The sequence below is a fragment of the Citrobacter sp. Cy070 genome (assembly GCF_030332245.1).
In the GTDB taxonomy this organism is placed as follows: Bacteria; Pseudomonadota; Gammaproteobacteria; order Enterobacterales; family Enterobacteriaceae; genus Citrobacter; species Citrobacter youngae.
Map to the genome: position 1 here is coordinate 26,563 of NZ_JAOWIG010000073.1, position 20,921 is coordinate 47,483.

The following is a 20,921-nucleotide window of genomic DNA, read 5'->3' on the forward strand; positions in this document are numbered from 1 at the left end:
TTTCTTATTGCTGCTGTGGTTGCTCTTCCAGCGTTACCGGCCATTTGCGGAAGATAATCACTGACCAGATCAGCGCGGCAACGGCAGGAAGTGCACCGACGTAACCAATCGTCGACATCGACCAGTGCAGACTTACCTGATTTCCCACCAGCGCTCCCGCGCCAATACCAATATTAAAAATACCGGAGAACAGCGCCATTGCGACGTCAGTGGCATCCGGAGCCAGTGCCAGTACTTTCACCTGCATTCCCAGGCCGATCACCATAATGGCGATGCCCCAGAAAATACTCAGGACAGCCAGGTGCATTTCGCTATCAGCAGCAGGCAATAGCAGCACCAGGCACAGGGTCAACAGGGCAATAGCCGCGCTTATCAACACCGAGGCATACTGATTACCCAGCTTGCCAAAAATTACGCTGCCAATAATACCCGCGCCACCGAGAACCAGAAGCAGCACAGTGGCAAAGTTAGCGCTCAGCCCGGCGACGGTCTGCACAAAGGGTTCGATATAGCTATAAGCCGTATAATGCGCGGTGACCACAATCACCGTCAGCAGATACAGGCTCATTAACGCCGGACGGCGGAATAACACCGGCAGGCTTTTTAATGAACCGGAATGCTCACTGGGTAATTTGGGCAGAAGCTTAATCAGGCAAAGCAGGGTAATTAGCGCGCCCATACCGATGGCGAAGAAGGTAGTGCGCCAGCCAAAATACTGGCCGACGATGCGTCCGATAGGCAGGCCTAATACCATCGCCAGCGCGGTGCCGGTCGCAATCAGGCTGAGTGCCTGCGCGCGTTTCCCGGCCGGAGCAAGGCGTATCGCCAGCGATGCAGTGATCGACCAGAAAATGGCGTGTGCGAAAGCAATACCAATACGGCTAATCACCAGCACGGTAAAATTCCATGCCAGGAAAGAGAGTACGTGGCTGGCGATAAACACGACAAACAGGCAGATCAGCAGCTTGCGGCGTTCTACCTGACTGGTGAGCAGCATGAAGGGCAGCGACATCAGGGCCACCACCCAGGCGTAGATCGTCAACATGATCCCAACCTGCGCGGTCTGCATATTAAAACTTTGCGCAATGTCGGACAGCAACCCGACCGGGACAAACTCAGTGGTATTGAAAATAAAACCGGCAATAGCAAGCGTAACTACCCGTAGCCACGCGACCTTGCGGGAAACAGTGTTTGTTGTCATATGTATAAATCGGGTTAGCTGCAAAAAGGAGAGGTGGCGATCTTAAAACGTTTACTGGTGAAAATACAATCATTTCGTGATTAAGATCACGCTGTTTTGCGGATGATAATGCGGTGCATTACGAGAGAAAATAAAGCCGGTCAGTACTACTGACTGACCGGAGAATACCGTTACCTGAGCGAGTTTAGTGCAGCTGCGCTTCTTTCATGCACAACGCTTCATGCTCACTGTCGATGATTGGCTCAACTTTACCCATCAAAAACAGATAGTTCAAAATTCCCAGAACCACCAGTGCGGCAGAGAACACCAGCGCCCAGGTAAAGGAGCCAGTGGCTGCAACAATGGCTCCGGTAATAATTGGTCCTACCGCGCCTCCCATATTGGAGACAGTATTCTGTAACCCTGCAACAATCGATACGCTGTTTTTAGGCGCAACGTCACCCGGTAGTGCCCAGACCTGCGAGGCGGCAACCGTGGTGCCTGATTTCGCCACACACAGTAAAAACACGGTCATAAACACGGAATCAGTAAAAGGGGCAAAACCAATACATAAAGCCATTAACAGACCGATTGTCAGGAATAATTTTCTTGTGGCAGTCAGCGACAGGATCCGCTTATGTACCATACGGTCAGAGGCCCAGCCGGCAAAGACTTCGATCACCATCCCACATAATAATGGCAGGGCGGCAACCATCCCCATTTTGATAAAATCCATTCCTTTGTCTTTTACCAGATAAGTGGGTAGCCAGGTAATAAAGAAATAGGATGTATAGTTGATGGTAAAGAAACCGATACACATTGCCCAAATGTTACGGTAGCGCAACAGTTTATACCAACGCATCGGTAATACGGATTTGTCGCCGTGTTTTTGCTTTTGCCCTTCGCGAATATGTTTAATTTCGCTTGTACTGATCCTTTTGTGGTCCTCCGGGTTTTCTGTATAAATAAAATACCAGGCAATGACCCAAAAAATGCCTACACCACCAATAATCAGAAATGTCATCCGCCAGTCAAACTGGTAGATCATCCAGACAATAAGCGGCATCGCGACGGCACCACCAAATTTAGAGGCACTGTCAAACAATCCTGAGACGGTGGCCCGCTCCCGATCCGGGAACCAGCGCGCAGCGATCCCTGCATTGCTTGGATAGGCGGCGGCTTCACCGACGCCCAGAGCGAGTCTCAATGCGAGTAGAGATTTAAATCCAGTGGCTAAACCCATCATTGAGGTGGCGATTGACCACCACGCGACGGCAAAACCCAGACCTTTTTTCTGACCAAAACGGTCAGCAAACCAACCTGCCGGTATTTGCAGTAAAGAATATGACCAGAAGAACGCCGCCATGATAAACCCCATCATTTCAGGATCGAGTTTTAGCTCATCAATGAGGTGAGGTGCTGCAGCAGATAATACCGTCCGGTCAATATAGTTAATTGCAATAGCAAGCCACATTAATCCCGCAATCCACCAACGAATTCGGGATTTTTCTGCAAAATTATTCATATATCTGGCCCATGGTAGATGTTCATTTTTATTATTGTGGAAAGGGTAGGGTTATCTCCACAATGTTATAATCCGTTCATTATATTTTTAGGCTTACGCTGATGAATGACATGTTCAATGATGTTATAAACACATTGCTCGCCTATATTGCTGATCGCACCCTCGGTATATCCTGCAATATGTGCCGTAGGGATGAAATTATCGAGCGCAAATAAGGGGTGTGAATTGCACGGCTCTTGTAAAAAGACATCGGCGGCAGCGCCCTTAATGACACCCTGCGTGAGAGCCAGAAAGAGATCCTCTTCATTAACGACACCACCGCGTGAAACGTTTATGAGATAACTAGTGCTCTTCATTTTTTTCATCTGCGCTAAATCAAAGAGATTTTTGGTTTCAGGCGTCAGCGGAGTGTGTAACGTGATGAAATCACTTTGTTCTGTTAGTTCATCGAGCGAAACGTATTCAATGTGATTATCTGCGGCGAACTGTGCATCCTGCCATGCGTCGTGAGCCAGCACGCGCATATTAAAGCCGCGGGCTCGCAGTGCAACCTGTTTACCGATGTTACCTAACCCAATAATGCCAATCGTTTTTCCATATACATCGGAGGCGAAGATCCGTGGCCAGTTTCCCGCGCGGGTTTGTTCAATCGCGTAGGGGAGTTGACGCGCACAGTTAAGGATCAGGGAAAACGCAAAGTCTGCGACGGCATGCTTATTGGCATCCGGCACATTGGTAACAAAAATACCTTTTTCACGCGTGGCATTGAGGTCGATATTATCGACGCCCACGCCGTGTTTGCAGACGATTTTCAGATTCGGTGCCGCAGCTATTAGTCCGGCATTAACATCGGTAAAAGCGACGATCATTGCCACTGTCTGTTCCAGATGAGGTGCAAGCGCTTCTAAACCGGCATCTGCAGGTAGCATGATTAACTCAAGTCCGGCGTCGTTAAGCAGTTTGATCGGTTGCTGATCGTATTTGGCAAATGAAGGTGATGTACAGATGACTTTCATAATACAATCCTGTTAGTTAAGCGGCGTTGCCGCCGCTGTAAAAGTGTCTATCGTAAATAGTTATTGATAATTTGCTGGATCTGGCGTTCCTGATGAGCATCAAACGTGACAGCGTAACGGCTTGCGCCTACCTCATGCCCCATGATTTGCAATGCTTTTTTGACTGCGGCGGGCGAGAACGCAACTTTATAGAGCTCGGTTCGCAAACCTGTGACGCTTTCCTGTGCTTCATGCGATCCGACAACATCACCGGCCTTGAATCGCGCCCAGATAGCGTTAATTTCTTTTGGCGCTACGTTCGCCAAACCGGAAATACAGGCTGAACAGCCATCAACAAATCCCTGATGAATGAGTGAATCTGGACCATTCAGCACATCAAATCCCTCGATATCTTTAACTGCATCCAGGAAGCTGCTAAGACTTTCATAACTGCCGGCACTGTCTTTGATCCCGATAATGTTCGGGTGTGCCGCCAGCACTCTGGCTGTTTCCGGTTCAATGGTATTTCCCGTACGTGCCGGAATGTTGTAGAGAAATACCGGTACCGATAGCGCGTCGGCAATCGCGGTATAGTGAGCTATCAGTTCCTGCTGTTTGAGCGGAACAAAATACGGGGTAATCACCGATACGGCATCGACGCCCAGTTTTTCTATTTGCTTGCCCAGACGAATGGTTTCACGGGTAGAGATTTCACCAATATGCGCCACTACGTTCGCCCGCCCAGCAACTTCCTCAACGCAGGTGCGGGTCACTGCTATTTTTTCTTCCTCGTTGAGCACAAAAAACTCACCGTTTGTGCCGCCGCAGAAAATACCGTTTCCGGCATTTAACTGGCGGTTTACCTGGTTTCTCAGTTCTTTAAGGTTAAGCCCGCCGTCGTGGTCGAACGGGGTAACGATTGCCGTCAGTACACCACAGATTTTCTTACTCATGATTCACTCCTTTGGTATTCAGTTCTGGAAACAGAGTTTGATAAATGGCCTGAATATCCTCATGACTCACCTCGCAGGGAGCATTATTCATCAGGCGTTTTACGTTCAGTGCGGCATCGGCCAGTGCGGGAATATCAGTAGACGGTACACCAAGCGTTGCCAGGTTATCGGGCAGGTTCAGTCGTTTCACGAGTGTGGCGAAGTACTCCACCAGGGCGCGGGATTTTTCTTCGGCACTGAGTGTTGAGTCAGCGTCAGGCAGCAGATCCCACACAAGGGCAAACTTGTCGACCACAAATGGGCGAATCACTTTCATGCAGGGTGCTAACAGAATGGCGTTAGCGACGCCATGTGGGAGATGGTATCGACCGCCGAGCGGGTAAGAGAGCGCGTGGACCAGGTGAGTACCAGCATGATTAATCGCCACACCGCCGTAATACGATGCCCACAGCATCTCCAGTTTGGCCAGCAGATTTTCCGGCTCATTGACGGAGATTTCGATATGGTTGAGTAGCTTACGCAGGCCAATGAGCGAAGCGTTATCACTTACCGGATTGGCGACGGTAGCGGTAAAGCATTCGATCAGATGACATAGCGCGTCGATGCCAGTGGACGAGGCAATATGCGCCGGCATGCTGGTGGTGAGTTCTGGCAACAGGGCCACGTAATCCGGTAATAGCGCCGGAGAAATGATGCCGACCTTGGTGTTTTGTTCCGGGATCGCCAGAATCGCATTGGGAGTCGCTTCAGAACCCGTACCTGCTGTGGCGGGGATCAGCACAGAAGCAACGCGTTGCAGCGGTTTTTCTCCCGCCAGCATGGCATCAAGCGTCGGAGATTCAGGATGGCATAAGACGGAGAGCAGTTTCGCCACATCCAGTACGCTACCACCGCCGATACCGATCACCATTTCTACGTTGAGACCTTGTACGTTTTTTAATAGTGCGCTGACATCGTGATGCCCGGGTTCTGCAGGCACATTGTCAATCAGAGCCACATGACGTCCATCGTTGGTCAGTAAGTTGCGGATCTGTGTTACCGCGCCCAGTCCGACAATATTGCTATCCGTCACCAGTAACAGCTGGCGTTTACCTGCCAGTAACGGCTCCAGTGCGGGGATAGCATTCGAACCGCTAATGACGGTGCTATTGATTGTTGCCACAGCATTCTCCTGTTGTTCGAGTGATTGAATTCGCTCACTGAGATTCAGGAACGATTGCATCATGGGCTAAATTTATAATTTATCTCGGAGATGAATAACTTGAGCTTGCTCACATTTAATCAAATGTGATTGAATATAATCATTATCAACATACAACAACCCGGAGCATGGATGAGTAGACATGTTGTAAGACCCCAGATCCTTGTCATTGCTGATGACTTTACGGGGGGAAATGATGCGGGGGTGAGTCTGGCGCTGACGGGAATGACGGTAAATGTCGCTTTCACATTGCCCTGTGCCGATGATGCAGATGTGCTGGTCATCAACACGGATAGTCGTGCGCTGGAGGCAGAGCAGGCCGCCGCCAGAGTAAGTGAGCTGGCTCTGACGAGTCAGGCTGGTCCTCAGACGCAGTGGCTGAAGAAAATAGATTCAACATTGCGCGGAAACCCGGGGGCCGAACTGGACGCGTTAATGCGGATTACAGGTAAAAAGCGGGCCATCGTGGCACTGGCTTGTCCCTCAGTCGGGCGAACCACCGAGCAGGGGCAGTGCCTCGTTAACGGTATTCCGGTAACGCAGACCGAATTTGCCAGCGATCCGAAAACACCGGTGATGAGTGCCGATATTTGTGAGGTGATACAGGCGCAAACCACCATTGCGTGTCGGGCGATGTCACTGAATGACTACATGCAGCACCTGCGCGAGCCTGCTGTTGAGACGCCGCAGATTTGGGTTGTGGATGCCCGGACTGACGCTGACCTTGATGTGATTGTTACTGATGCGCTGATGCAGGATGAGCTGCCGCTGCTGGTGGGGTCTGCCGGGATCTGTGACGCGCTTGCCCGCCATGTCCGGACACCGTCCTCACAGTGTTTACTGGCGGTAGTGGGTTCAATGAGTGAAATCGCTCAACAGCAGATTGCCGCTGTGTACCAGGACCCGCAGGTGGGAACTGTATTCATTGATATCGAAAATATCTTCAGCGGTAGCTCGACAGAGTACGCGCAGCACATCGTTAGGATCCTCTCCTCTGGTAGGCACTGCATTGTTCGCACAAGTCCCGACAGTGAAGCACGCCATCATATTCCGCAGCTGTGCGTGCGTGTGGGGATGAATCGCGCTCAGCTCGGTGAAAAAATCTGCCAGTTTCTTGGACAGCTTATCCGGCAGGTTTTGCAGGAGGTATCGCCAGGCGCGCTGTATCTCTCTGGTGGTGATGTGGCGATGGCGGTTGCAGACGCCCTTAAGGCAACAGGATTTCGTATTACTGACCGTGTGGCCCAGTGTGTGCCGTACGGTCATTTTGTCGGTGGCGACTGGCAACGCCCGGTTATGACAAAGGCAGGGGGATTCGGTGACGAAACGACGTTGCGTCAGGTTTTAAATTTTATCGAGGAGAACATGAGTGAATAACATTATTGCAGTAACTATGGGCGACCCTGCAGGTATTGGACCTGAGATTATTATTAAATCGCTGGTGGAGGGAGAACTGTCTGGCGCGCCGGTTGTGGTTGTGGGATGTGCCCAAACGCTGCGTCGTATCCAGTCATTAAATGTCACGCCGCCAGCGGAACTCCGGGTGATCGATAACGTAACCCAGGCGCAATTCGCCCCCGGTGTTATCAACGTGATTGACGAACCCCTTGCCGATCCTGCGGCGCTTGAACCGGGGGTGGTGCAAGCGCAGGCGGGTGATTTGGCCTATCGCTGTATTAAACGCGCTACAGCACTCGCGCTAAGTGGTGAAGTTAAGGCCATTGCCACTGCGCCGCTGAATAAAGAAGCACTGCACATGGCGGGACATCATTATCCCGGCCATACCGAACTGCTGGCACAACTGACCAACAGCAAAGACTATGCGATGGTGCTGTATACCGAACAGCTTAAAGTGATTCATGTCACCACACATATTGCACTACGTAAATTCCTTGATACGCTCAGTGAACAGCGTGTAAAAACAGTCATTCAGGTCGCAGATGATTTCCTGCGTCGTGTCGGGTTTGATAATCCACGTATTGCGGTCGCAGGCGTCAACCCCCATGCCGGCGAAAATGGCCTGTTTGGCGAGGAAGAGATAACGATTGTCGGACCCGCGGTGCAGGCAATGCAAGCGAAAGGGTTAAATGTTACGGGACCATGTCCACCAGATACTGTCTTTATGCAGTGCCACGAAGGTATGTATGACATGGTGGTGGCAATGTATCACGATCAGGGCCATATTCCGCTAAAATTGCTGGGATTCTATGATGGGGTGAATATCACCGCCGGATTGCCATTTATTCGCACTTCTGCAGACCATGGCACGGCGTTTGATATTGCCTGGACAGGTAAAGCCAAGTCTGAGAGCATGGCCGTGTCCATCCAGTTAGCAATGCAAATTACGCGGGATTAAAATGAAGGGATATAATCGGTTAGAACAGATTATGGATTATCTGAAAGGGCATAATCTGGCGACAGTTGAACAGCTTGTCGCTGTGACTCAGGCCTCTCCGGCGACCATTCGCCGCGACCTGATTAAACTCGATCAGGAAGGTGTTATCAGCCGTACTCACGGCGGCGTGACGCTTAACCGGTTTATCCCTTCGCAACCAACCACACATGAAAAAATGCAGCGCAGCCTGATGGAAAAACAGGCTATTGCCTGCGCGGCGGCAAGCCTGGTGAAAGCCGGGGACGCCATTATCCTGGATGCGGGAACGACGATGATTGAACTGGCGCGCCAGCTTACCCATCTGCCGTTGCGCGTCATCACCAGCGATCTGCACATTGCGCTATTTCTTTCTGAGTTCAAGCAAATTGAAGTGACGATCATTGGCGGGCGTATTGATGACTCCAGCCAGTCCTGTATCGGCGAGCACGGGCGTAAACTGCTGCAAAACGTGTGGCCGGATATCGCGTTTCTAAGCTGTAACGGCTGGGATCTGACCCGCGGGATCACCGCACCGACGGAAGAAAAGGCCGGTCTGAAGCGCGACCTGATTGCAAACGCCAAACGTCGCGTACTGCTGGCAGACAGTTCAAAATACGGTGCATGGTCACTTTTCAACGTCACACATCTGGATGCGTTGACGGATATCGTGACCGATGCGCGACTCAATGAAGAGGTGCGGCAGCAGCTTGAGCAACTGCCTTGCCATCTGACGTTCGCCAGTTAATCTGCATTTTGCGACAGCTGAGGTTCCAGTACCTCAATAAATGCTTCCAGCTGTCGCGTCATCGCCCCCCGACGCCAGACCAGCCACGTATTTAACCAACGCCAGTTTTCACTCAGCGGCCAGGCATTGACCTGATGGTGGCCTGGCATGCTTTCCAGCATAGAACGTGGAATCAGCGCGATTCCCGCGCCGGCAATCACACAGGCCAGCATGCCGTGGTAGGACTCCATTTCATGGATCGTGCCTGGCATGGCACGATCGGCGTGAAACCAGCTTTCAAAGTGGCGACGATAGGAACAGTTGGCGCGAAAGGCATAGATATTGTAACCATTCACATCGCTGGCCCGTTTGATGGGGGGGTGGCCGTGTGGGGTGACAATCATCATCTCTTCACGGTACACCGGCATTCCTTCAAGACCTGGATGGGTAATAGGGCCATCAGCAAAAGCGGCGTTCAGCGTACCGTCGAGCACACCGTCCAGCATGGTACCGGACGGTCCTGTTGCCAGTGCAAACTGGATTTTAGGGTAGCGCTGATTATATTCGGCAAGTGTGGCCGGAATACGCACGGCGGCTGTACTTTCCAGCGATCCCAGAGAGAACAAACCCTGTGGTTCATCACCTGCGACCACCATCCTCGCTTCTTCTACCAGCGCCAGGATCCGCTGGCTGTAACGCAAAAAATTGTGCCCGGAGGGAGAAAGCCGCAGACGTTGATTTTCACGAATAAACAGATCGACGCCAAGGTCCGCTTCAAGCTGGCGAATACGCGTGGTGAGATTGGACGGCACGCGATGCACTTTCGCCGCAGCCTGCGTGATGCTGCCGGTCTCTGCGACGGCATTGAACATTTCAAGTTGCGTCAGGTCCATAATTTTCTCTGTTCGTGAATGGTATGGTTAATATTATTCATTTTTCAGAAAGAGTAAACCTGCGCATGATATAACCATACCTTGCGAGAAAGAGAGGCACTTATGACCATCACAGCAGCAACACATGCTATTTCCGTTGACCCGACCTGTGGCGAAATGCTGACGGCAATGCCGTGGGCCAGCGCCGATGAGATTACCCACGCGCTGAATCTGGCGGCGACGGGATTCAACGCATGGAAACGCACGACCGTCACCCATCGCGCACAGATGTTGCGCCGGGTCGGACAAGCGCTGCGTGAACGCGCCGAAGAGATGGCGCAGTGTATCTCGCGTGAAATGGGTAAGCCCGTCAGGCAGGCACGTGCGGAAGTGGCAAAGTCTGCGGCATTATGTGACTGGTACGCCGAATATGGGCCAGCGATGCTCAGTACCGAGGCCACGCAGGTTGAGAATCATCAGGCCGTGATTGAGTACCGTCCCCTGGGGACTATTCTGGCGATCATGCCGTGGAACTTTCCGCTCTGGCAGGTTATGCGCGGCGCCGTGCCGATTTTGCTGGCCGGAAATGGCTATCTGTTAAAGCATGCACCGAATGTCACTGGTTGTGCCGCGATTATCGCCCAGGTCTTTACCGATGCGGAAATACCCGCTGGGGTATATGGCTGGGTGAATGCCGATAACGCCGGGGTGAGTCAGATGATCAATGACCCGCGTATCGCGGCGGTCACGGTGACGGGCAGCGTTCGTGCTGGTGCTGCGATTGGCGCTCAGGCTGGTGCAGCGCTGAAGAAATGCGTGCTTGAGTTAGGCGGTTCCGATCCGTTTATCGTGCTTAATGATGCAGACCTTGATTTAGCGGTTAAAGCCGCAGTGGCAGGGCGTTATCAGAATACCGGGCAGGTTTGTGCCGCAGCGAAACGCTTTATTATTGAAGAAGGGATTGCGGCAGAATTCACCCACCGTTTTGTTGCGGCAGCCAGTGCACTGAAAATGGGCGATCCGCTAAATGAAGAGAACGATCTCGGCCCAATGGCACGTTTTGATCTGCGGGATGAACTGCATCAGCAGGTTGAAGATTCACTGGCTCAAGGGGCGCGCTTACTCCTCGGTGGGGAAAAAATAGCCGGTCAGGGTAATTACTATGCCGTGACGGTACTGGGTGATGTTACGCCGGAAATGACGGCGTTTCGTCAGGAGCTGTTTGGCCCGGTTGCGGCGATTACCGTCGCGAAGGATGCTGAGCACGCATTAGCACTGGCTAATGACAGCGAGTTCGGCTTGTCGGCGACGTTGTTTACCGCGGATGAGGCACTGGCGCAAACTATGGCGGCCCGTCTGGAGTGTGGTGGCGTGTTTATTAATGGTTACAGTGCCAGTGATGCTCGCGTTGCTTTTGGCGGCGTGAAGAAAAGCGGTTTTGGTCGTGAGCTTTCTCACTTTGGTCTGCATGAGTTTTGCAATGTGCAAACCGTCTGGAAAAACCGTCTCTGATAGCCCGGGTGCCTCTGCAGGGGCACCCGTCTTATTTCTGCAATAAATTTGTCATTTACTCTGCGTACACTCGCGCCTAACGCTTTGATACAGAAGAGTAATATGAACATAACGCAAATTTTTCGTCGCCTGACTCCCCGTCAGTTTGGTCTGTTAACCGGTATCATTTGTATTATTGCACTGTTCTCTGTTTTGCAGATTGCATCCTCGCTTATGCTCTCAGCCTCTGTCAGGGACGCGCAGATTAATGAACAGCATAATCAGCAGGTGCTTTTGCAACAGTCGAAGATCGATGAAGCAAGGGTGGCGTTGTTATCTGCCAGCGACTTACTTAATCGTGCTGGCGTTTACTTTATGCAGGATGCGGCTACCGGCTCGGAAGGGAGCTGGCGCCCGTTAATGGAAGAGGCCCAGCATGCGTTAACGCAGTCAAAAACGGCATGGGATGCCTGGCTTGCAATGGATCCGCATCAGCCTCCCGACTTGATGGAGAGCTATCAGCGTTTTTATAGCGGTATTCAGGAGCAGGCCGATGGATTAATGCAATCCAATAGCATTGATGCGTTTTTTGCCGTGCCTGTTCAGGCGTTTCAGACAGACTTTAATGAAAATTATGCACGTTTTCAGCAAGACAATTTCCAGCAGACGGAAAAAGGGCGAGAGCAGCTGTTGACCAGTCTTGAACGTTTACAGCACCTCTTTTTATTTATTCCTCTTGTGCTGGTGGTGATTGCGGTACTGGTCTGGCGCAGTATGTCCCGCTGGGTAATCGCGCCACTGAGACGACTGATCGATCATATTGATGTGTTAGCGGCTGGCGATCTTTCCCGTCCAGCCCCCCAGGTGAGCCAGTTTAATCGTGAAGTGACACAACTGAGCTCACGTATCGACGCGATGCAGCAGGGGCTACGGATGCTGGTGCAACAGGTGAATGACGCTACGACCTCAATGGTGGGAAATATCACTCAGCTTACGCAAAGCAATAAACAGTTATATCAGCAATCCGCGAAACAGAGCGATGAGCTAAATACGGTGACATCACATATTTCGTTTCTGGAAACACATGTCGAGGATAACAGTGGGTTTGCTCAACTGGCGAATCAACGCGCCGTGCAGGCGCGGGATATTGCTGCGGGTGGCAACCGGATGATGGCAACGGTAAATGCGTCGATGCAGGCAATTGTTGCCCGTTCATCAGAGATGCGCGGGATCATCTCACTGATTGACAGCATCGCGTTTCAGACCAATATTCTGGCGTTAAATGCGGCGATTGAAGCTGCGCATGCTGGTGAACAAGGGCGTGGATTTGCGGTTGTTGCAAAAGAAGTTGGGTTGTTGGCGAGAAAAAGCAGTCAGTCCACGCAGAATATTCAGGCGCTGATTCATCATTCCTTAGCGGGTATTGACGAAGGATTTCATGCGGTGAACGGACTGGATGACAACTTACAGCAGGTTATATCGCTGGTGGAAAATCTTGGCGCCTTACTGAATGATATTTCTGCTGCGACGATGAATCAGGGAACCCGTATTCACGAGTTGACCAGTCAGCTTCAGGCTCTGAATAACGAAGCCCGACAGACCAGCGATCTGGTGAACGCTGCGTCTGATTCCTCCTTACAGTTACGTCATGAATCTCATCAGCTTATGCAGGCCGTTGCCAGATTCCGTCTTCCGGCCTGACGCTGTGTATTCAGCTCTGTTATACTCGCAGGCCTTTCATACCTGCGAGCAAGGAGCATGTTGTGGCCAGGGCCATGGACAATTCAATTTTAGAGACCATTGTGCAGCAGGTTCGTCCGCTGATTGGTCAGGGGAAAGTTGCCGATTATATTCCTGCATTAGCCTCTGTCGATGGCTCAAAACTGGGTATTGCCATTTGCACCGTTGATGGTCAGCACTATCAGGCGGGGGATGCGCAAGAACGTTTTTCTATTCAGTCGATTTCAAAGGTGCTTAGCCTGGTTGTCGCAATGCGTCATTACCAGGAAGACGAGATCTGGCAACGTGTTGGCAAAGATCCTTCCGGTCACCCGTTTAACTCGCTGGTGCAGCTGGAAATGGAGCAGGGTATACCGCGTAATCCCTTTATCAATGCCGGGGCATTGGTGGTTTGCGATATGCTGCAAGGTCGCCTGAGTGCGCCACGGCAACGAATGCTGGAAGTGGTACGTGCATTAAGTGGCGTTTCAGATATTGCTTATGATACGACGGTGGCACGCTCTGAGTTTGAGCACTCAGCCCGCAACGCGGCAATTGCCTGGCTGATGAAGTCCTTTGGTAATTTTCATCACGACGTGACGACCGTTCTGCAAAATTATTTTCACTACTGCGCGCTGAAAATGAGCTGTGTGGAGCTGGCGCGCACGTTCGTCTTTCTGGCGAATCAGGGGCATGCCTTTCATCTTGCGGAGCCCGTGGTCACGCCGATGCAGGCGCGGCAGATTAACGCGCTAATGGCGACCAGCGGTATGTATCAAAATGCCGGGGAGTTTGCCTGGCGGGTAGGTTTGCCGGCGAAATCGGGTGTCGGTGGCGGTATTGTGGCGATCGTGCCGCATGAGATGGCGATTGCGGTCTGGAGTCCGGAACTGGATCCCGCAGGGAACTCGCTGGCGGGTATTGCGGTACTGGAACAATTAACTCAACAGTTAGGGCGCTCGGTTTACTGATGAACACGCTCGACTCGCTTTTTGCCCGACTGGCGAAATCGACTTTTCGATCGCGGTTTCGTCTCGGTCAGAAAGAAAGACAATATTGTCTGGAAAAAGGTGCGCCGGTCATTGAACAACATGCGGCCGATTTTATTGCTAAGCGCCTGGCTCCCGCGCTCCCGACCAATGACGGAAAGCAAACGCCGATGCGTGGACATCCGGTGTTTATCGCTCAACATGCCACGGCGACCTGCTGTAGGGGATGTCTGGCCAAATGGCATGATATACCTCAGGGGCAACCGTTGAGCGAGCAACAGCAACGTTACGTTGTCACTGTTATCTACCACTGGTTAGTGCTGCAAATGAATAAGCCATAGATAACATAATCCTATGATTCGACTCCTTGTGTTATGTAATTGTTAATTGCAGTATGAAGGGGTCAATCTAAGGAGACTAAATGGCTACCCACACCCCCTGCTTTATACTGAGCGCGGAACAGATCCTGTCGAGAATCGACGAGCTTAGTGATGTCCTTGAACAGTGCGTGAACGATGGCGCATCTGTCAGTTTTATGCTCCCTTTTAACCGCGATAAGTCGCGGCCTTTTTGGACACGTGTTGCACAAAGTGTCTCTTGTGGAGAACGCATTGTTCTGGGGGCTGAAAATGCGCAAGGGACCCTTGTTGGGACCGTTCAGCTCATTATTGATCAACCCGAAAACCAGCCTCATCGTGCAGACGTTGCCAAACTCCTGGTTCATACCTCTGCACGGCGGTGCGGGATAGCCCGGGAATTGATGAATACACTGGAAATTTGCGCCCATCATGAAGGGAAAACCCTCCTGGTTCTTGATACGTCTACAGGCAGCGCCGCCGAGTTGTTCTACCACAATTGTGGATGGCAAAAAGCAGGGGTAATCCCTGACTATGCAAAAATGCCTGATGGAACAGTGGCCGGAACCACACTTTTTTATAAAACGCTCTAATTTGTCATCGGGGATTGATCAAAACAGGGTTTCATTGTATTAAAGTTTGCTAACCTATTAGACCAATTCAATCAGGTTGTATGACTAATCAAAAAGGGAACCCATTGTGCAAACACTAAATCGTCGCGATTTTCCCGGTGCTCACTATCCTGAACGCATTATTCAGTTTGGTGAAGGAAACTTCCTGCGCGCCTTTGTTGACTGGCAAGTTGATCTGCTGAATGAACATACCGATCTGAACGCTGGTGTGGTCATTGTTCGTCCTATCGAAAGTACTTTTCCGCCGTCACTGAGTACCCAGGATGGTCTCTATACCACCATCATTCGTGGTTTGAATGAAAAGGGCGAGGCCGTCAGCGATGCCCGTTTAATTCGTTCGGTTAACCGCGAAATCAGCGTCTATAGCGAATACGATGAGTTCCTGAAGCTGGCGCATAATCCTGAAATGCGTTTTGTTTTCTCTAACACCACGGAAGCGGGTATTAGCTACCACGCGGGTGATAAGTTTGATGATGCGCCGGCTGTGAGTTATCCGGCAAAACTGACCCGACTGCTGTTCGAACGCTATAGCCATTTCAACGGTGCGCTTGATAAAGGCTGGATTATCATTCCTTGCGAGCTGATTGATTACAATGGTGAAGCGCTGCATGAACTGGTTTTGCGTTATGCTCAGGAATGGGCGTTGCCGGAAGCATTCGTACAGTGGCTGGACCAGGCAAACGCATTTTGTTCTACGCTGGTGGACCGTATTGTTACCGGTTACCCACGTGACGAAGTTGCGAAGCTTGAAGCTGAACTGGGTTATCATGATGCGTTTCTTGATACCGCAGAACACTTTTATCTGTTTGTTATTCAGGGGCCAAAATCATTAGCCACTGAACTTCGCCTCGATAAATACCCGCTGAATGTTCTGATTGTTGATGACATCAAGCCGTATAAAGAGCGTAAAGTCGCCATTCTCAACGGTGCGCACACAGCCCTGGTACCGGTCGCCTGGCAGGCAGGGCTTGATACCGTGGGTGAGGCAATGAATGATGCTGAGATTCGCGCCTTCGTTGAGAAAGCTATCTATGAAGAGATTATTCCGGTGCTGGATCTGCCGCGTGATGAATTGGCTTCATTTGCCAGCGCGGTGACCGGCCGATTCTGCAACCCGTACATTAAGCATCAACTATTGTCGATTGCGCTTAATGGCATGACCAAATTCCGCACCCGTATTCTGCCGCAGTTGTTGGCAGGGCAGAAGGCCAGCGGCCAACTGCCGCTGCGTCTGACATTTGCCCTGGCAGCCTTGATTGCTTTCTACCGTGGTGAGCGTAACGGTGAATCTTATCCGGTTCAGGATGATGCGCATTGGATGGAGCGTTTCCAGGTGTTGTGGGCTCAGCATCGTGACCGCCAGATTACTACCGCAGCGCTGGTCAACGCGGTATTGGCCGTAAAAGATCACTGGGAACAGGATCTGACACAGGTTCCCGGGCTGGTCGAACAGGTTTCTGCCGACCTGGATTCTATCCTGGCGAAAGGCATGCGCGAAGCGGTTAAGCCACTGTGCTAATACGTTAACCCGGTTCAGGCCGGGTTTTTTTATCGTCCTTATTTAGTTACAACATACAATATAACTTCTAAAAATGGAGCACACCTGAAGCTTCAATGCCCACTATGGTCAGCAGGAAAAGATGTTTAGATAATGTTGCTATAAGCTTGCAACATTGATCGCGATCACGTTTAATGTCCCGGCTTTCACATTTTCCGAAGATAACCATGATCGTTCGCCCCCAACAACACTGGCTACGCCTGATATTCGTCTGGCATGGCTCAGTATTATCCAAAATCTTTTCACGCTTGCTGCTGAATTTCCTGCTCTCCATTGCCGTTATCATCATGCTGCCATGGTATACGATGCTGGGTATCAAATTTACTTTGGCACCATTCAGCATTCTTGGTGTCGCAATTGCAATCTTCTTAGGCTTTCGTAACAACGCCTGTTATTCGCGCTATGTTGAAGCCCGACATTTATGGGGGCAGTTGATGATTGCTTCCCGTTCGCTTCTGCGTGAGGTGAAAACGACCTTACCAGACGATGCTGAACTGGGACAGTTCGTTCGTTTGCAAATCGCATTTGCCCATTGCCTGCGTATGACTTTACGTCGACAACCGCAGGCGGAACCCCTGGCGAAATATCTCAGCGAGAGCGATTTACAGACCGTTTTTGCGGCTCAATCACCGGCCAACCGCATTCTGCTGATGATGGGGGAGTGGCTGGCCGTTCGCAGACGAAATGGGCAGCTATCTGATATATTATTTCACAGTTTAAACAACAGGTTAAATGATATGTCAGCAGTGCTGGCAGGTTGTGAGCGTATCGCGAACACACCCGTTCCGTTTGCTTACACCTTAATCCTGCATCGCACGGTATATCTGTTTTGCATCATGTTGCCATTCGCGTTAGTGGTGGATTTACACTATATGACACCGTTCATCTCGGTGCTTATTTCCTATACTTTTATCTCGCTCGATACGCTAGCCGAAGAACTCGAAGATCCGTTTGGTACAGAGAATAATGATCTGCCACTCGATGCGATTTGTAACGCGATTGAAATCGATTTGCTGCAGATGAATGATGAAACCGTTGTGCCGGCGAAACATATGCCAGATAAGCATTACCAGCTGACATAGCATCCGGTAGAGCTGGTAACACGACCAGCTCTTATTGTTTCACGGAAGGAATAGGTAAGACTTGATGCGCCGGTGAGTGCGGTTTTAGCCGAATTCTCTTTGCCACCACGCAGGCTGCATATCGGTAAATGAATGAAACTCGGGGGCCAGATCTTCATCATTGGGATCATCAAAAACGCCCGCTAATAGCGCTATTACCGGAGCATCATCAATGCCACCAACTGAACTTCCGCATTGAGGGCAAAAAGCGCGACTGGAGGTTTCTGAAGAACGCCAGGTAGTCGGTTTACCCGCTTTTCCCGTCCATTCTACATTTTCAGCATTAAATTCAATCCAGACGACGGTTGGTGCACCGGTATGCTTGCGGCAAATATCGCACGAGCAGGTATGCGAATTATTAGGGCTCGTCGCGGTAAAGCGAACAGAGCCACACAGACAACCGCCAATGTAGATTTTAGACATGACAACCCCCGTCAGTAAACGTTCTCAGACACTAGCAGATGACTGGCTTCATCACTAGATCCTCATCGTAAAAAGGCGAGGGCGCGCATGGGGAATTCACAATAATTATCAGCCCCTGGTATAAAGAGGCTGATACCAGGAGGTCAGTGCTTAAGAATTGTGTTTAGCAACGATAAACAACCGCGGAAACGCCAGCAGTATTTTCCCATTCTCTTGCAGTGGATATTGCTCCTGCAGCAATGCATGATAACGCGCCAGATAGCGATGTTGTTCGCTTTCACTCAGGTCCTGCAACCAGGGACGCAACCCCGTCGAACTCACCCAGTCGATAATTGACTGGTGTGAATCCATAACGTGATAGTAGGTTGTACGCCAGATATCAACATCGCAACCCATGTCAGTCAAAATATCATAGTACGCATGCACTCCGGGAAGAGGCGCACGGCCGCGATCGGGGTAACCCAGTTCATAGGCAACTTCACGCATCAGAACATGCGTTGGCTCCAGCCAGTTATCCGGCATTTGTACAGCCAATACGCCATCTTTCCCCAGCAGAGAGACCAGGTGGGGGAACAGCTGATAGTGATCGGGAACCCATTGCAAAGATGCGTTTGCATACAACAGATCTACGGGCTCTTCTGTCTGAAATGCGCTAATATCCGCTTCGATAAAATGACAGCCAGGCAACGCGTTACGCGCTTCGCTCAGCATTGCCGGCGAAGAATCCACGCCTGATATTTGCGCTGATGGCCAACGTTGATGTAGCAATGCGGTGCTGTTACCCAGGCCGCAGCCGAGATCGACGACTGAGCGGACATTCTCCAGCGCGACTCTGCTGAGTAATTCAGCTGCGGGTCGCGAACGTTCGGTTTCATATTGCAGATAGAGCGAAGGGTTCCAGTCAGCCATGTTTCTGTATCCTGTATGCGATGAAATAGTATGATTCTGAGCCAGCAATTTCCATCACGCCCTCAGAATCAATGATTCTTGTTCCTTCCCAGCATAGTAAGTGTAGCTTTAAAGGGTAAAAATAGGACAAATCGTATTACAAAAGATAATAATTCATAATCTTTCTTATACTTCTTTTGCTTTCTCTTCAGGATCGCGATCTCTCTTTGGGCATTCAAAAAGCTTCTGACATAACATTCACCATTATTATGGTTGTCGATAAAGTCATCACCGTAGTTGCTCTCATAGAGGCTTATGCAGTATTTTATTTTTTCCTTAATAGATTCAATGTCATCAAATTGAATCCAATATTCAGATAATAAATATGCTATCAACTTCTCCTGGAAAACAGACATGGTACTGTGTGTATCATTCAAAAATATCGCATCGAAATCTTCTAAGGCTTCAATTTTATGTGTAGCTTCGTACCATTCGCTTCGCCCAAAGCAATAAACTGGTTTACCGAAAATCAAGGCTTCAATGCTTGTGCCAGAATTACATGCGATAACGGCAGAACTCCCTTCAATTAATTCGTGGATATTAGCATCAACAGACAAAACATTCTCGTTGGTTGCTAATAGATACGCAATCTTGGCATCAACACCTCTGGATTTACACATCGGGTGGCGTTTGATTACCAACTTTCGATTTGTCTTTTTAGCCAATGCCGCAACATAGTCTAATGCCTCCATGGCGCTGATGTTCTCATGATCGGTAACCGAATCAGAGTTGACCTGCATGGGGAAAAAAAGGTAATTCGAGGGTAGAGCAACGTGGTTATGTGGTTGTTGATGCTTGGAGAGTTTTGTCTCCCTGAAAAATTCCCGCTTCTCGCCAATGATACTTTTGGCACTGTCGTGATCTATTTTATTTATTTTATCGATATATGAACTGAAGTTAACACAAATATCTGCCCATCCCGAATATCCATTTTTATCTACAGAGTACAGTCCATATATAGGTGATTCTTTTATCGAGAAAACATTTTTGTCATTATTATATGAGTGGAAGGAGAATGTAATAGAGTCTTTAATTGCCAGTCTTTTAAGACCATAACAGGGAAAACTAACTGGATTCAGTACTACTTGTAATTGTTCATCATGGAGACAAGATATAAAGTTACCAATAAATTGTCGATGAATGCCTTCACTCTTACCTAGCCATTGTGGTAAGTCAAAGTAAAAACGATTTAAATCATTCATCATAACTCCACGTGATTAATGTAATTAAAACTTTGGGTTAGTCTAATCTTTATTTGGCAGTCGGCTGTCCGCTAAACAGTAACGATTATCATTAAAAGTATGCAGGTATTATATTATTTCATAGGGTCAATACAATCCGGTACTCTTGAATAGAAGTGGAGACAGAAGGGGGATATCGATATGACATAGACCCTACTGGTGCCGATGTCATATTCAGAAACAAGTATGCTGATTAATATATTTCCCTACATCAACAACTTTATTTGTATCGGGGTCAACATTGAATACTATAAACCGCATTTGTGGGCAGAACAGTTCCAGGCTTTTTTTACTGCATTCCGTTTGTAACCATTTATGACTGCCACTTTCGGTTTGTACCTGATTGAGGTTTGCATCCTTACTGCACACAAAACCATCCACGATTGCTTTTTGCCTTGCAGCATCCAGATTCAAGCCAATAACATTTAGCTCATCGACGTCTTTGTCATGTGAGCTGGCAGAGACGCGGGTCAACGCACAACCGGTCAGTGTGAATGAAAGAACCAATAGAAACGTGACACGTAAGATAGCGTTGTCATTTTGATGAACATGGATAGTTCTTTGCATTGGCTGTAGGGTCCGTTGCTGTGAAATTCCAGGGCACAGGTTTGTGTCGTAC

At 49.9% G+C, this 20,921-nt stretch carries 20 protein-coding genes; 10 read left to right on the forward strand and 10 right to left on the reverse strand.

Features of this window, described 5'->3' with window-relative positions; genetic code table 11:
• Window positions 1–4 precede the first annotated feature (4 nt).
• The 5 genes from OGY19_RS13735 to OGY19_RS13755 form a co-directional block, all read right to left on the reverse strand.
• Window positions 5–1,201 (reverse strand): sugar transporter, encoded by a 1,197-nt coding sequence (locus OGY19_RS13735; protein WP_048211691.1) that lies wholly within the window; start codon window positions 1,199–1,201, stop codon window positions 5–7.
• A 184-nt stretch (window positions 1,202–1,385) separates the two neighbouring features.
• Window positions 1,386–2,705, reverse strand: a complete 1,320-nt coding sequence (locus OGY19_RS13740; RefSeq protein WP_048211690.1) for an MFS transporter — start codon at window positions 2,703–2,705, stop codon at window positions 1,386–1,388.
• A gap of 65 nt (window positions 2,706–2,770) precedes the next feature.
• Window positions 2,771–3,721, reverse strand: coding sequence for a phosphoglycerate dehydrogenase (locus OGY19_RS13745; protein WP_048211689.1), 951 nt, complete (start codon window positions 3,719–3,721; stop codon window positions 2,771–2,773).
• 47 nt (window positions 3,722–3,768) lie between these two features.
• Window positions 3,769–4,653 (reverse strand): dihydrodipicolinate synthase family protein, encoded by an 885-nt coding sequence (locus OGY19_RS13750; protein ID WP_061067885.1) that lies wholly within the window; start codon window positions 4,651–4,653, stop codon window positions 3,769–3,771.
• Window positions 4,646–5,815, reverse strand: coding sequence for an iron-containing alcohol dehydrogenase (locus OGY19_RS13755; RefSeq protein WP_115602064.1), 1,170 nt, complete (start codon window positions 5,813–5,815; stop codon window positions 4,646–4,648). Before OGY19_RS13755 ends, OGY19_RS13750 begins: the two co-directional genes overlap by 8 nt.
• A gap of 171 nt (window positions 5,816–5,986) precedes the next feature.
• Here OGY19_RS13755 and dtnK point away from each other — a divergent pair, with 171 nt between their 5' ends.
• From dtnK to OGY19_RS13770, 3 genes are read left to right on the forward strand one after another with little or no spacing between them, the layout of a single operon-like run.
• Window positions 5,987–7,231, forward strand: a complete 1,245-nt coding sequence (gene dtnK, locus OGY19_RS13760; protein ID WP_286596641.1) for a D-threonate kinase — start codon at window positions 5,987–5,989, stop codon at window positions 7,229–7,231.
• Entirely contained in the window at window positions 7,224–8,210 is a 987-nt protein-coding gene (locus OGY19_RS13765; protein WP_115602062.1) for a D-threonate 4-phosphate dehydrogenase, read from the forward strand. Before dtnK ends, OGY19_RS13765 begins: the two co-directional genes overlap by 8 nt.
• Window position 8,211: 1 nt before the next feature.
• The gene (locus OGY19_RS13770) at window positions 8,212–8,973 is read left to right on the forward strand and encodes a DeoR/GlpR family DNA-binding transcription regulator (protein ID WP_048211684.1); all 762 of its coding nucleotides are present in this window, start codon (window positions 8,212–8,214) and stop codon (window positions 8,971–8,973) included.
• On the opposite strand, the gene ptrR is transcribed toward OGY19_RS13770, so the two are convergent.
• Complete coding sequence (gene ptrR, locus OGY19_RS13775) at window positions 8,970–9,845, reverse strand: putrescine utilization regulator PtrR (protein WP_061067887.1); 876 nt, start codon at window positions 9,843–9,845, stop codon at window positions 8,970–8,972. The genes OGY19_RS13770 and ptrR overlap by 4 nt on opposite strands.
• Before the next feature lie 102 nt (window positions 9,846–9,947).
• On the opposite strand from ptrR, the gene sad reads away from it, so the two are divergent.
• From sad to OGY19_RS13810, 7 genes are all read left to right on the forward strand, one after another.
• Window positions 9,948–11,336, forward strand: coding sequence for a succinate-semialdehyde dehydrogenase (gene sad, locus OGY19_RS13780; protein WP_115602061.1), 1,389 nt, complete (start codon window positions 9,948–9,950; stop codon window positions 11,334–11,336).
• Between the two features lie 102 nt (window positions 11,337–11,438).
• Window positions 11,439–13,016: a methyl-accepting chemotaxis protein gene (locus OGY19_RS13785; protein ID WP_286596645.1), complete on the forward strand. Its 1,578-nt coding sequence runs from the start codon at window positions 11,439–11,441 to the stop codon at window positions 13,014–13,016.
• Window positions 13,017–13,078: 62 nt separating this feature from the next.
• The gene (glsB, locus tag OGY19_RS13790; protein ID WP_048211680.1) at window positions 13,079–14,005 is read left to right on the forward strand and encodes a glutaminase B; all 927 of its coding nucleotides are present in this window, start codon (window positions 13,079–13,081) and stop codon (window positions 14,003–14,005) included.
• Window positions 14,005–14,364, forward strand: a complete 360-nt coding sequence (locus OGY19_RS13795) for a DUF4186 domain-containing protein (protein ID WP_048211679.1) — start codon at window positions 14,005–14,007, stop codon at window positions 14,362–14,364. The genes glsB and OGY19_RS13795 overlap by 1 nt, the downstream gene beginning before the upstream one ends.
• 80 nt (window positions 14,365–14,444) lie before the next feature.
• Window positions 14,445–14,972, forward strand: coding sequence for a GNAT family N-acetyltransferase (locus tag OGY19_RS13800; protein WP_061067890.1), 528 nt, complete (start codon window positions 14,445–14,447; stop codon window positions 14,970–14,972).
• A 106-nt stretch (window positions 14,973–15,078) separates the two neighbouring features.
• Window positions 15,079–16,530 (forward strand): tagaturonate reductase, encoded by a 1,452-nt coding sequence (locus tag OGY19_RS13805; protein WP_101743078.1) that lies wholly within the window; start codon window positions 15,079–15,081, stop codon window positions 16,528–16,530.
• Window positions 16,531–16,736: 206 nt separating this feature from the next.
• Complete coding sequence (locus tag OGY19_RS13810; protein ID WP_061067892.1) at window positions 16,737–17,651, forward strand: bestrophin family protein; 915 nt, start codon at window positions 16,737–16,739, stop codon at window positions 17,649–17,651.
• Between the two features lie 84 nt (window positions 17,652–17,735).
• Here OGY19_RS13810 and OGY19_RS13815 read toward each other — a convergent pair whose 3' ends face one another.
• The 4 genes from OGY19_RS13815 to OGY19_RS13830 all read right to left on the reverse strand — a co-directional run bounded on the left by OGY19_RS13815 (window position 17,736) and on the right by OGY19_RS13830 (window position 20,869).
• Window positions 17,736–18,113, reverse strand: a complete 378-nt coding sequence (locus OGY19_RS13815; protein WP_286596648.1) for a GFA family protein — start codon at window positions 18,111–18,113, stop codon at window positions 17,736–17,738.
• Between the two features lie 150 nt (window positions 18,114–18,263).
• The gene (gene tam, locus OGY19_RS13820; RefSeq protein WP_286596651.1) at window positions 18,264–19,022 is read right to left on the reverse strand and encodes a trans-aconitate 2-methyltransferase; all 759 of its coding nucleotides are present in this window, start codon (window positions 19,020–19,022) and stop codon (window positions 18,264–18,266) included.
• 68 nt (window positions 19,023–19,090) lie between these two features.
• Window positions 19,091–20,266: a capsular polysaccharide export protein, LipB/KpsS family gene (locus OGY19_RS13825; protein WP_115602059.1), complete on the reverse strand. Its 1,176-nt coding sequence runs from the start codon at window positions 20,264–20,266 to the stop codon at window positions 19,091–19,093.
• A 210-nt stretch (window positions 20,267–20,476) separates the two neighbouring features.
• A complete protein-coding gene (locus OGY19_RS13830) occupies window positions 20,477–20,869 on the reverse strand; it encodes a hypothetical protein (RefSeq protein WP_115602058.1) in 393 nt (130 codons plus the stop codon).
• Between the last annotated feature and the right edge of the window lie 52 nt (window positions 20,870–20,921).

Excerpts from the sequence above, each read along its gene's own strand:
- OGY19_RS13830 (WP_115602058.1), bottom strand. The coding sequence starts at position 20,869 with ATGCAAAGAACTATCCATGTTCATCAAAATGACAACGCTATCTTACGT.
- OGY19_RS13745 (WP_048211689.1), bottom strand. The coding sequence starts at position 3,721 with ATGAAAGTCATCTGTACATCACCTTCATTTGCCAAATACGATCAGCAA.
- OGY19_RS13815 (WP_286596648.1), bottom strand. The coding sequence starts at position 18,113 with ATGTCTAAAATCTACATTGGCGGTTGTCTGTGTGGCTCTGTTCGCTTT.
- OGY19_RS13750 (WP_061067885.1), bottom strand. The coding sequence starts at position 4,653 with ATGAGTAAGAAAATCTGTGGTGTACTGACGGCAATCGTTACCCCGTTC.
- OGY19_RS13825 (WP_115602059.1), bottom strand. The coding sequence starts at position 20,266 with ATGATGAATGATTTAAATCGTTTTTACTTTGACTTACCACAATGGCTA.
- OGY19_RS13785 (WP_286596645.1), top strand. The coding sequence starts at position 11,439 with ATGAACATAACGCAAATTTTTCGTCGCCTGACTCCCCGTCAGTTTGGT.
- OGY19_RS13740 (WP_048211690.1), bottom strand. The coding sequence starts at position 2,705 with ATGAATAATTTTGCAGAAAAATCCCGAATTCGTTGGTGGATTGCGGGA.
- dtnK (WP_286596641.1), top strand. The coding sequence starts at position 5,987 with ATGAGTAGACATGTTGTAAGACCCCAGATCCTTGTCATTGCTGATGAC.
- tam (WP_286596651.1), bottom strand. The coding sequence starts at position 19,022 with ATGGCTGACTGGAACCCTTCGCTCTATCTGCAATATGAAACCGAACGT.
- OGY19_RS13795 (WP_048211679.1), top strand. The coding sequence starts at position 14,005 with ATGAACACGCTCGACTCGCTTTTTGCCCGACTGGCGAAATCGACTTTT.
- OGY19_RS13800 (WP_061067890.1), top strand. The coding sequence starts at position 14,445 with ATGGCTACCCACACCCCCTGCTTTATACTGAGCGCGGAACAGATCCTG.
- ptrR (WP_061067887.1), bottom strand. The coding sequence starts at position 9,845 with ATGGACCTGACGCAACTTGAAATGTTCAATGCCGTCGCAGAGACCGGC.
- OGY19_RS13735 (WP_048211691.1), bottom strand. The coding sequence starts at position 1,201 with ATGACAACAAACACTGTTTCCCGCAAGGTCGCGTGGCTACGGGTAGTT.
- sad (WP_115602061.1), top strand. The coding sequence starts at position 9,948 with ATGACCATCACAGCAGCAACACATGCTATTTCCGTTGACCCGACCTGT.
- OGY19_RS13770 (WP_048211684.1), top strand. The coding sequence starts at position 8,212 with ATGAAGGGATATAATCGGTTAGAACAGATTATGGATTATCTGAAAGGG.
- OGY19_RS13810 (WP_061067892.1), top strand. The coding sequence starts at position 16,737 with ATGATCGTTCGCCCCCAACAACACTGGCTACGCCTGATATTCGTCTGG.